Annotated in this window: 4 protein-coding genes, 2 tRNA genes and 5 rRNA genes (1 of these 11 cut by a window edge); 8 read left to right on the top strand and 3 right to left on the bottom strand. The window is 56.2% G+C overall.

The window, feature by feature from the left end; translation table 11 throughout:
- The 7 genes from ACSFBE_RS21785 to rrf (ACSFBE_RS21755) all read left to right on the top strand — a co-directional run.
- Positions 1–669, top strand: a 23S ribosomal RNA gene (locus ACSFBE_RS21785); it begins 2,207 nt to the left of the window's first position.
- A gap of 128 nt (positions 670–797) precedes the next feature.
- Positions 798–910 (top strand): 5S ribosomal RNA (gene rrf / locus ACSFBE_RS21780).
- 555 nt (positions 911–1,465) lie between these two features.
- Positions 1,466–3,000, top strand: a 16S ribosomal RNA gene (locus ACSFBE_RS21775).
- Between the two features lie 78 nt (positions 3,001–3,078).
- Positions 3,079–3,155, top strand: a tRNA-Ile gene (locus ACSFBE_RS21770).
- A gap of 29 nt (positions 3,156–3,184) precedes the next feature.
- Positions 3,185–3,260, top strand: a tRNA-Ala gene (locus ACSFBE_RS21765).
- Positions 3,261–3,584: 324 nt separating this feature from the next.
- Positions 3,585–6,460: ribosomal RNA gene (locus ACSFBE_RS21760) — 23S ribosomal RNA — on the top strand.
- A gap of 128 nt (positions 6,461–6,588) precedes the next feature.
- Positions 6,589–6,701: ribosomal RNA gene (rrf, locus tag ACSFBE_RS21755) — 5S ribosomal RNA — on the top strand.
- The 16S, 23S and 5S rRNA genes sit together here with 2 tRNA genes alongside, the layout of an rRNA operon.
- A gap of 74 nt (positions 6,702–6,775) precedes the next feature.
- Here the strand turns inward: rrf (ACSFBE_RS21755) and ACSFBE_RS21750 are convergent.
- The 3 genes from ACSFBE_RS21750 to ACSFBE_RS21740 form a co-directional block, all read right to left on the bottom strand.
- Positions 6,776–7,690 carry an MBL fold metallo-hydrolase gene (locus tag ACSFBE_RS21750; protein WP_435492486.1) on the bottom strand — a complete coding sequence of 305 codons (915 nt, stop codon included), beginning with the start codon at positions 7,688–7,690 and terminating at the stop codon, positions 6,776–6,778.
- Positions 7,687–9,381, bottom strand: coding sequence for an AMP-binding protein (locus tag ACSFBE_RS21745; RefSeq protein WP_435492485.1), 1,695 nt, complete (start codon positions 9,379–9,381; stop codon positions 7,687–7,689). The genes ACSFBE_RS21750 and ACSFBE_RS21745 overlap by 4 nt, the downstream gene beginning before the upstream one ends.
- Before the next feature lie 78 nt (positions 9,382–9,459).
- On the bottom strand, positions 9,460–10,257 hold the full coding sequence (locus tag ACSFBE_RS21740) for a transporter substrate-binding domain-containing protein (RefSeq protein ID WP_435492484.1): 798 nt from the start codon (positions 10,255–10,257) through the stop codon (positions 9,460–9,462).
- 181 nt (positions 10,258–10,438) lie between these two features.
- On the opposite strand from ACSFBE_RS21740, the gene ACSFBE_RS21735 reads away from it, so the two are divergent.
- Positions 10,439–11,167, top strand: a complete 729-nt coding sequence (locus tag ACSFBE_RS21735) for a GNAT family N-acetyltransferase (protein ID WP_435492483.1) — start codon at positions 10,439–10,441, stop codon at positions 11,165–11,167.
- The last annotated feature ends 59 nt before the right edge of the window (positions 11,168–11,226 follow it).

The raw sequence follows: 11,226 nt of genomic DNA, 5'->3' as shown, positions 1-11,226 counted from the left end.
GTAGGCAGTTTGACTGGGGCGGTCTCCTCCCAAAGCGTAACGGAGGAGTTCGAAGGTACGCTAGTTACGGTCGGACATCGTGACGATAGTGCAATGGCATAAGCGTGCTTAACTGCGAGACTGACAAGTCGAGCAGATGCGAAAGCAGGACATAGTGATCCGGTGGTTCTGTATGGAAGGGCCATCGCTCAACGGATAAAAGGTACTCTGGGGATAACAGGCTGATACCGCCCAAGAGTTCATATCGACGGCGGTGTTTGGCACCTCGATGTCGGCTCATCTCATCCTGGGGCTGTAGCCGGTCCCAAGGGTATGGCTGTTCGCCATTTAAAGAGGTACGTGAGCTGGGTTTAAAACGTCGTGAGACAGTTTGGTCCCTATCTTCCGTGGGCGCTGCAGATTTGAGGAAGCCTGCTCCTAGTACGAGAGGACCGGAGTGGACACACCTCTGGTGTATCGGTTGTCACGCCAGTGGCATTGCCGAGTAGCTAAGTGTGGAAGAGATAACCGCTGAAAGCATCTAAGCGGGAAACTCGTTTCAAGATGAGATCTGCCGGGGCCTTGAGCCCCCTAAAGAGTCGTTCAAGACCAGGACGTTGATAGGTCAGGTGTGGAAGCGCAGTAATGCGTTAAGCTAACTGATACTAATTGCTCGTGCGGCTTGACCCTATAACTTTGATCAGTCAGATCAAGGTGTTATGCCAAGTTGACGCATTCAAAATAATTCGCCAAAAGCTGATTCCAAACTCTATGAATTCGTTGTGCTGATCATGTGATCAGCACAACAACCCTTTATGCCTGATGACCATAGCGACGTGGTACCACTCCTTCCCATCCCGAACAGGACAGTGAAACGCGTCAGCGCCGATGATAGTGCGGGTTCCCGTGTGAAAGTAGGTCATCGTCAGGCTCTTACAGCCTAGAAAGCCCCAACCAATCGGTTGGGGCTTTCTTATTTGTGTAGACACCTGAAAAGTGTGCCTGACCAGGTCTAGACGGCGAAGCCCGACGGACTGGTCCGAACAAGCGAAGCGTGTGTCCCCGGTGACCTCCGGAGTGCGCAGAGCATCAGGATGTCGCGAAGAGCTAGAAAATGGTTGACGAGGTTATCAAAACCAAGTCATAATCGAAGGCTCCGCTGAAACAGCTTCAGCGTCTCGCAGCGACAAGTTGCGAGGTGCGAAACGAAGATGTTGAAAGCGAAAAAAGTTTGACGGCACTTAAAGAACCGTGATAGACTACAAGGCTTCGCTGATCGCAGCAAAGCAAGACGAAGCAGACGACAAGTCGCTTCGGGTTCGTTAAAAATCTACAGCCGATAAGCGTGGGCGTTTGAAGGTAATTGCCAAGTTCTTCGGAACAAGTCGCAAGACTTTAAACGCTCATGAGAATAGAAGTGAAGTTCACTTCAATTCCGTTTTTGTGAGTTTTGCTCGACCGCGAGGTCGGGCGCAAAATCAAGATCGAACTATAGAGTTTGATCCTGGCTCAGATTGAACGCTGGCGGCATGCCTTACACATGCAAGTCGAACGGCAGCACGGGAGCAATCCTGGTGGCGAGTGGCGAACGGGTGAGTAATACATCGGAACGTGCCCAATCGTGGGGGATAACGCAGCGAAAGCTGTGCTAATACCGCATAAGATCTACGGATGAAAGCAGGGGATCGCAAGACCTTGCGCGAATGGAGCGGCCGATGGCAGATTAGGTAGTTGGTGAGGTAAAGGCTCACCAAGCCTTCGATCTGTAGCTGGTCTGAGAGGACGACCAGCCACACTGGGACTGAGACACGGCCCAGACTCCTACGGGAGGCAGCAGTGGGGAATTTTGGACAATGGGCGAAAGCCTGATCCAGCCATGCCGCGTGCAGGATGAAGGCCTTCGGGTTGTAAACTGCTTTTGTACGGAACGAAAAGTCTCTTTCTAATAAAGAGGGATCATGACGGTACCGTAAGAATAAGCACCGGCTAACTACGTGCCAGCAGCCGCGGTAATACGTAGGGTGCAAGCGTTAATCGGAATTACTGGGCGTAAAGCGTGCGCAGGCGGTTATATAAGACAGTTGTGAAATCCCCGGGCTCAACCTGGGAACTGCATCTGTGACTGTATAGCTAGAGTACGGTAGAGGGGGATGGAATTCCGCGTGTAGCAGTGAAATGCGTAGATATGCGGAGGAACACCGATGGCGAAGGCAATCCCCTGGACCTGTACTGACGCTCATGCACGAAAGCGTGGGGAGCAAACAGGATTAGATACCCTGGTAGTCCACGCCCTAAACGATGTCAACTGGTTGTTGGGTCTTCACTGACTCAGTAACGAAGCTAACGCGTGAAGTTGACCGCCTGGGGAGTACGGCCGCAAGGTTGAAACTCAAAGGAATTGACGGGGACCCGCACAAGCGGTGGATGATGTGGTTTAATTCGATGCAACGCGAAAAACCTTACCCACCTTTGACATGTACGGAATTCGCCAGAGATGGCTTAGTGCTCGAAAGAGAACCGTAACACAGGTGCTGCATGGCTGTCGTCAGCTCGTGTCGTGAGATGTTGGGTTAAGTCCCGCAACGAGCGCAACCCTTGTCATTAGTTGCTACATTTAGTTGGGCACTCTAATGAGACTGCCGGTGACAAACCGGAGGAAGGTGGGGATGACGTCAAGTCCTCATGGCCCTTATAGGTGGGGCTACACACGTCATACAATGGCTGGTACAAAGGGTTGCCAACCCGCGAGGGGGAGCTAATCCCATAAAACCAGTCGTAGTCCGGATCGCAGTCTGCAACTCGACTGCGTGAAGTCGGAATCGCTAGTAATCGTGGATCAGAATGTCACGGTGAATACGTTCCCGGGTCTTGTACACACCGCCCGTCACACCATGGGAGCGGGTTCTGCCAGAAGTAGTTAGCTTAACCGCAAGGAGGGCGATTACCACGGCAGGGTTCGTGACTGGGGTGAAGTCGTAACAAGGTAGCCGTATCGGAAGGTGCGGCTGGATCACCTCCTTTCTGGAAACAGCAATTTAATTTAAACGCCCACACTTATCGGTTGTTGGAAGAAGTCGAAATCTTCATTGATTCTCGATTGGGTCTGTAGCTCAGCTGGTTAGAGCACCGTCTTGATAAGGCGGGGGTCGTTGGTTCGAGCCCAACTAGACCCACCAAATCTTCTGATTTCTCGTGTGAGAGTTTTGGGGGATTAGCTCAGCTGGGAGAGCACCTGCTTTGCAAGCAGGGGGTCGTCGGTTCGATCCCGTCATCCTCCACCAATAAATCGATACTTAAATTCAACACCAAAGCAGCTTTGTGCGTGAGCATGAGGCTTCTTTGTTGTTGATCGAGATCTCTTGATCAATCGGCTGTTCTTTAAAAATTCATAGAGTCGAATCAGCGTTGCTGATGGAAACTGCACATTCGTAAAGGTTTAGTGCAGACCGTGCCATCAGCAACATAGAATTTTTGATTGCGTCAAAAGAAACTTCAATTTCGAGTCAAATCGATTTTTGAATGTAACGGCATAACGCGTCAGGTGAAAGACCTGACATATTCCTTGAAATGATTTTGTAGTTTCGAAAGAAACGTCAAAGTTATAGGGTCAAGTGAATAAGAGCACGTGGTGGATGCCTTGGCAATGATAGGCGACGAAGGACGTGATAGCCTGCGATAAGCTTCGGGGAGCTGGCAAATTAGCTTTGATCCGGAGATTTCCGAATGGGGAAACCCACCTGCAAAGGTATCGCATGATGAATACATAGTCATGCGAAGCGAACCGGGTGAACTGAAACATCTCAGTAGCTCGAGGAAAAGACATCAACCGAGATTCCGAAAGTAGTGGCGAGCGAAATCGGAGAAGCCTGTTAGTGATAGCACAAGACATAACGGAACAGTTTGGAAAGACTGGCCATAGCGGGTGATAGCCCCGTACGTGAAATGACCTGTGTGGTACTAAGCTAACGACAAGTAGGGCGGGACACGAGAAATCCTGTCTGAACATGGGGGGACCATCCTCCAAGGCTAAATACTCATCATTGACCGATAGTGAACTAGTACCGTGAGGGAAAGGCGAAAAGAACCCCGGGAGGGGAGTGAAATAGATCCTGAAACCGCGTGCTTACAAAAAGTAGGAGCCTCGTAAGGGGTGACTGCGTACCTTTTGTATAATGGGTCAGCGACTTACATTCAGTGGCAAGGTTAACCGAATAGGGAAGCCGTAGAGAAATCGAGTCCGAATAGGGCGATCAGTCGCTGGGTGTAGACCCGAAACCAAGTGATCTATCCATGGCCAGGATGAAGGTGCCGTAACAGGTACTGGAGGTCCGAACCGACTAGTGTTGCAAAACTAGCGGATGAGCTGTGGATAGGGGTGAAAGGCTAAACAAACTTGGAAATAGCTGGTTCTCTCCGAAAACTATTTAGGTAGTGCCTCAAGTATTACCATCGGGGGTAGAGCACTGTTTTGGCTAGGGGGTCATGGCGACTTACCAAACCAAGGCAAACTCCGAATACCGATGAGTACAGCTTGGGAGACAGAGCACCGGGTGCTAACGTCCGGACTCAAGAGGGAAACAACCCAGACCGCCAGCTAAGGTCCCTAAAATTGGCTAAGTGGGAAACGAAGTGGGAAGGCTAAAACAGTCAGGATGTTGGCTTAGAAGCAGCCATCATTTAAAGAAAGCGTAATAGCTCACTGATCGAGTCGTCCTGCGCGGAAGATGTAACGGGGCTAAGCCAGTTACCGAAGCTGCGGATTTGCAATTTATTGCAAGTGGTAGGAGAGCGTTCTGTAAGCCTGTGAAGGTGCGTTGTAAAGCGTGCTGGAGGTATCAGAAGTGCGAATGCTGACATGAGTAGCGTTAAAGGGGGTGAAAAGCCCCCTCGCCGTAAGCGCAAGGTTTTCTACGCAACGTTCATCGGCGTAGAGTGAGTCGGCCCCTAAGGCGAGGCAGAGATGCGTAGCTGATGGGAAACAGGTCAATATTCCTGTACCGATATATAGTGCGATGTGGGGACGGATCTTAATAGGTCATCCAGTTATTGGATTATTCTGGTTTAGTTGGATGTAGGCGTGCATTAGGCAAATCCGGTGCACATATACCGAGGCCAACGATCGAGCGGACTTGTCCGTGAAGTGACTGAACGAGGTTCCAGGAAAAGCCACTAAGCTTCAGCTATATACGACCGTACCGCAAACCGACACTGGTGCGCGAGATGAGTATTCTAAGGCGCTTGAGAGAACTCAGGAGAAGGAACTCGGCAAATTGACACCGTAACTTCGGAAGAAGGTGTGCCCTATTAGTGTGTAGTGAACAACGAAGCATGAATGGGTTGCAAAAAATCGGTGGCTGCGACTGTTTATTAAAAACACAGCACTCTGCAAACACGAAAGTGGACGTATAGGGTGTGACGCCTGCCCGGTGCTGGAAGATTAAATGATGGGGTGCAAGCTCTTGATTGAAGTCCCAGTAAACGGCGGCCGTAACTATAACGGTCCTAAGGTAGCGAAATTCCTTGTCGGGTAAGTTCCGACCTGCACGAATGGCGTAACGATGGCCACACTGTCTCCTCCTGAGACTCAGCGAAGTTGAAATGTTTGTGATGATGCAATCTCCCCGCGGAAAGACGGAAAGACCCCATGAACCTTTACTGTAGCTTTGTATTGGACTTTGAACAGATCTGTGTAGGATAGGTGGGAGGCTTTGAAGCAGGGTCGCTAGATCTTGTGGAGCCAACGTTGAAATACCACCCTGGTGTGTTTGAGGTTCTAACCTAGGTCCATTATCTGGATCGGGGACAGTGCATGGTAGGCAGTTTGACTGGGGCGGTCTCCTCCCAAAGCGTAACGGAGGAGTTCGAAGGTACGCTAGTTACGGTCGGACATCGTGACGATAGTGCAATGGCATAAGCGTGCTTAACTGCGAGACTGACAAGTCGAGCAGATGCGAAAGCAGGACATAGTGATCCGGTGGTTCTGTATGGAAGGGCCATCGCTCAACGGATAAAAGGTACTCTGGGGATAACAGGCTGATACCGCCCAAGAGTTCATATCGACGGCGGTGTTTGGCACCTCGATGTCGGCTCATCTCATCCTGGGGCTGTAGCCGGTCCCAAGGGTATGGCTGTTCGCCATTTAAAGAGGTACGTGAGCTGGGTTTAAAACGTCGTGAGACAGTTTGGTCCCTATCTTCCGTGGGCGCTGCAGATTTGAGGAAGCCTGCTCCTAGTACGAGAGGACCGGAGTGGACACACCTCTGGTGTATCGGTTGTCACGCCAGTGGCATTGCCGAGTAGCTAAGTGTGGAAGAGATAACCGCTGAAAGCATCTAAGCGGGAAACTCGTTTCAAGATGAGATCTGCCGGGGCCTTGAGCCCCCTAAAGAGTCGTTCAAGACCAGGACGTTGATAGGTCAGGTGTGGAAGCGCAGTAATGCGTTAAGCTAACTGATACTAATTGCTCGTGCGGCTTGACCCTATAACTTTGATCAGTCAGATCAAGGTGTTATGCCAAGTTGACGCATTCAAAATAATTCGCCAAAAGCTGATTCCAAACTCTATGAATTCGTTGTGCTGATCATGTGATCAGCACAACAACCCTTTATGCCTGATGACCATAGCGACGTGGTACCACTCCTTCCCATCCCGAACAGGACAGTGAAACGCGTCAGCGCCGATGATAGTGCGGGTTCCCGTGTGAAAGTAGGTCATCGTCAGGCTCTTACAGCCTAGAAAGCCCCAACCAATCGGTTGGGGCTTTCTTATTTGTGCGATCGAATTCGGTCGCGCTAATTCAAGCATTCCAGATGCGGTTTACCGCCCGGCCTGCAGCGCCCGAGTGCACCAGATCGTCAAGCACGTCCTCTGCAAGCTGCGTAAAGCTCCCGCTTCCGAAAAACCGTGAATGGATGGTGCGCAAGTAAGGTGTGTTGTCACACCAAATGCGCCAGGCGGCCGGCGTTATGGTCTGGGCTTCGAGCAACTTGAATTTCATCAGCACCTTGAACGCGTGCCGAGCATGACGAACCGGATCTGCGGCCAGACCTTCGAGACGCCGCCGTGAAGTCGCCAAAGCCGAGGACACAGTCCTGAAGACAGCGCCATGACCGGGGATCACGACTTCGGGTCGAAGCGCCTCGATCATGTCGAGCGTAGCGGCAACCTCGTCGAACGATGGCTCCCCAAGCAGTTCAGGAAATACCACGCCGAAGCCGTTCTCCCACAAGGCATCCGCCGAAATCAGCGTCCTGCTTTCCGGCTCGAACAGCACCACGGCGTGCGGGTCATGTCCCGGTGCAGCACAGATGTCCCACAGTCGATCGCCAAGTCGGCGCCGTTCACCAGGGCGCAAGGTGCCCTGAATGTCGAAACGCGGACATTGCTGCCCGGTGGCTTCATAGCTGAGCGCACTGACATCCCATGCGGCGACCGCTGCAGCGTCGCCCGGCGGGATCTCCGTACGCAGGGCCGGAAAACGCTGCTGCAACACCGCATTCCCACCGCAATGGTCGCTGTGCAGATGGGTGTTGATCAACAGCCCGAGCGGCCGATCCCCCAGTTCTGCTTCCACCAGCGCCACGGTCTGCGCCGCGTGCGTGACATACCCGCTGTCGACCAGTGTCGGCAACGCACCCTCGAGCAAGACGTTGTTGGACGAAAGCCAACCGCGCTCGAAGACGGTGACGCCCTTCGGCAGTTCCGGCTTCACGGCCGCGGCGTGGCCGTGGCACGCAACTGCCGCCGCAGGATCTTCCCCACATTGCTTTTCGGAAGTGCGTCGCGAAACTCCACCTGGCGCGGGCGCTTGTAACCCGTCAATGCCTCGGCGCAATAGCGCATGACCGCCTCCTCCGTCAGCGCAGGGTCCTTGCGGACCACGAAGACTTTTACCGCCTCGCCTTGCTTCTCATCCGGTATGCCGATCGCCGCACATTCCAGGACGCCAGGGCAGAGCGAGATGACGTTCTCCAACTCGTTCGGGAACACATTGAAGCCGCTCACCAGGATCATGTCCTTCTTGCGGTCGACGATCCGGCTGTAACCGTCGGGCTGCATCAGCGCGATGTCGCCGGTGCGCATGAAGCCATCGGCGGTGAAAGCGGCCGCCGTCTCTGCCGGCTGGTTGTAGTAGCCCACCATCACGTTGGGCCCTTTGATGCAGAGCTCGCCCGTCTCGCCTTCGGCCAGAGTGCGCCCCTGGTCGTCCTTGATCGCGATCTCGATGCCTGGCAACGGCAGACCGATGTTGCCGCTGAAGCGGCGGCTGTCGACCGGGTTGTTGGTGCCGATCGCGCACGTCTCGCTCATGCCCCAGCCCTCGATCATCGGGCAGCCGGTGACCTCGAACCATCGCTGCGCGGTGCCTTCGGACGCGGCCATGCCTCCGGCCTGGGACACCAACAAGCTCGAGAAGTCGAGCTTGCTGAATTCCGGGTGCATCAGCAGCGCGTTGAACAGCGTGTTGACTGCCGGCAGCATGTGAAAGGGCCGCTTCTTCAACACGGCGACGAATTTGCCGAAATCCCGCGGGTTCGGAATCAAGGTCAGATGCGATCCTTGCCGGATCGCCAGCAGCGATAGCGTGAGCGCGAAGATGTGATACAGCGGAAGCGCCGCAATGCTGTTGACCTTCGAGAGGTCGCCAGCCCGCGCCAGGGCGGGCGTGAACCATGCCTCCGCCTGCAGCGTGGCGGCCACGATGTTCCGGTGACTGAGCACCGCGCCCTTGGACAGGCCGGTGGTACCGCCCGTGTATTGCAGGAAGGCGACACTGTCGAGGGTGCTCGTGTCTGCTGCCAGTGTGCGGCCGCGCCCTTCCGCAAGCGCTTGCGTGAATGGCGTGACGTCTCGCTCGTCGAGCGGCAGCTTGAAGGGGGGCACCATACGCGCCAGATGCCGCACCGCCAGCGTAATCCAGCGCCCATACACGCCACCCAGCAGATCGCCCATCGCCGTCAGCACCACATGTCGCAGTGGCGTTCGGTCGATCACCTGTTGCAGGGTGGCCGCGAAGTTCTCGAGGATGACGATGGCCGTCGCGCCCGAGTCCTTCAACTGGTGCTCGAGCTCGCGCGCGGTGTACAACGGATTGACGTTCACACAGGTGTAGCCGGCGCGCAGTACCGCACACATGGTGACGGCGAATTGCGGGATGTTCGGCAGCATGATCGCCACCCGTGCGCCAGGCTCCAACCCCAGCGATTGCAGCCAGGCGCCGAGCGCCTTCGACTGCCGGTCGAGTTCGCCGTAGCGCATCCAGCGCTCCATGCAGACCGAGAAGGGTTGATCGGCATGCCGCAGGAACGACTCGTCGAACATCTGGCCCAGCGAGCGGTATTGCTCCGGATGCACGTCGTGCGGCACCCCGGCCGGATAGCTCTTCAACACCGATGACTGCATGCGTGCTCCTTTGCAGGGGCATTGTGCAAGTCGGCGCATCGATGCGGCCCCGGGGCTTGCCCCAGGGTCCAGCCGGACCTACTTGAGCCAGCGGTCCATCACGCGCTGCATGTCACCGCCTGCTTGGGACAGATGCAGCCATTGGTCGACATACGCCTTGAACGCCACATCGTCGCGCGGCAGCATCCAGCCCATCTCGCCGTACTGCAAGGGCTTCTCGGGGTTGATCGCGCACAGGCCCGGCTTCAGGCGCTGCTGGGTGATGGCCTCGGCGGACTCCGTCACGAACACGTCGGCGCGGTTGGCCAGGATCTCGTCGAAGATCGTCACGTTCTCGCCGTGCATCGTCATCTTTGCGCGCTTGAAATTCGCGCGCGCGAAACGCTCGTTGCTGCCGCCCGGGTTGAAGATGACCCGTGTCTGGGGCTGGTCGATGGCGGCCACGGTCTGGTACTTCGCAACATCCGTGCAGCGCGCGATCGGCGTCTTGCCGTTGACCATGTAGGGCGCGCTGAAGAAGGCCCGCTTCTGCCGCTCGGTCGTCACCGATACCCCGCCCACCGCGATGTCGCACTTGTCGGCCACCAGGTCCGGCAGCAGGTTCGCCCAGGTGGTCTTGACCCATACCGGCTTTGCGCCCAAGCTGCCCGCGAATGCGGTCACCAGATCGACGTCGATGCCCTCGAAGGGCGCGTCGGCCTGCTGGAAGCTGAAGGGCTTGTAGTCGCCCGGCGAGCAGATGCGCAGCGTGGTCGACTTCTGCACGGTGTCCAGGCGTGACGGTGCGGTGCTGGCGCCTGGCGCCATGGCACAGCCGCTGAGCATGGCCCCGAGGGCCAGGGCCGCCAGGGGCCGGAAGCAAGAAAAACGGGACATCGTCGACTCCTTGGAAGACAGGAAAAAGGGCCATTGTGCGCGGGGCCATCGCAGCGTCAAAGGATGCGCGAACGCAACATTTCCCGGGAAATTTTGGAGCCAGCACTCCAATCCGTGCGCTCCGTCTCGCTCTGTGAAACCGGTATCTTGTGATCTAGGGATAAACCCTTATATTCGACGCATGAACCCCGCCAAGGCCTTCCTCCGCGCCTCGCTCGGCCTCGGATCCTTCCTGAAGGCCCCGGTCGTCGACGCCCAGGCGCGCGGTCGCGCCACGCCGGCACCCGTGATGGTGCCGATCCGCAGCATCGGCCCGCGCGAACGCAGCCGCATCGCCGGCCATCTGCTGGTCTTGAGCCCGCAGGACCGCTACCTGCGTTTCGGCTACGCCGCATCGGACGAGCAGGTGCAGCGCTACGTCGACGGCCTGGATTTCGAGCGTGACGAACTCTTCGGCATCTACAACCGCCGCCTCGAACTGATTGCGATGGCGCACGTCGCCTTTGCGCCGGCCGGCCAGCCGCGCGAATGCGCCGAGTTCGGTGTCTCCGTGGCGGCGCACGCGCGCGGCCGGGGCTACGGTGCTCGCCTGTTCGAGCGCGCCGTGGTCGTGGCACGCAACGAAGGCGTCGGCATGCTGTTCATCCATGCGCTGAGCGAGAACGCAGCGATGCTGAAGATCGCCCGCAAGGCCGGTGCCACCGTGGTGCGCAGCGGCTCCGAATCCGAGGCCCACCTGCAGTTGCCGTCGCCGACACTCGACAGCCGCCTGAACGAGATCGCGCTGGAGCACTTCGCCGAGGTCGACTACCAGCTGAAGACCCGCGCCAAGCAGTTCTGGTCTTTCCTGGCCAGCGTGCAGGAAGTGCGCAGCGGGATGCGCGCCGCGCGCGAGAAGTCCGCGCCTTGAGCGGGCCGCCAACGCGCTGCGACAAATCAATCCGGTATCCTAGGGCCTCCCCAACTTCG

Source organism: Variovorax sucrosi, from assembly GCF_051216635.1.
GTDB lineage: Bacteria > Pseudomonadota > Gammaproteobacteria > Burkholderiales > Burkholderiaceae_C > Variovorax.
This window is presented reverse-complemented; position numbering and strand designations above follow the sequence as displayed.

Coding starts and splice junctions, on each gene's coding strand:
- ACSFBE_RS21745 (WP_435492485.1), bottom strand. CDS start 9,381: ATGCAGTCATCGGTGTTGAAGAGCTATCCGGCCGGGGTGCCGCACGAC.
- ACSFBE_RS21740 (WP_435492484.1), bottom strand. CDS start 10,257: ATGTCCCGTTTTTCTTGCTTCCGGCCCCTGGCGGCCCTGGCCCTCGGG.
- ACSFBE_RS21735 (WP_435492483.1), top strand. CDS start 10,439: ATGAACCCCGCCAAGGCCTTCCTCCGCGCCTCGCTCGGCCTCGGATCC.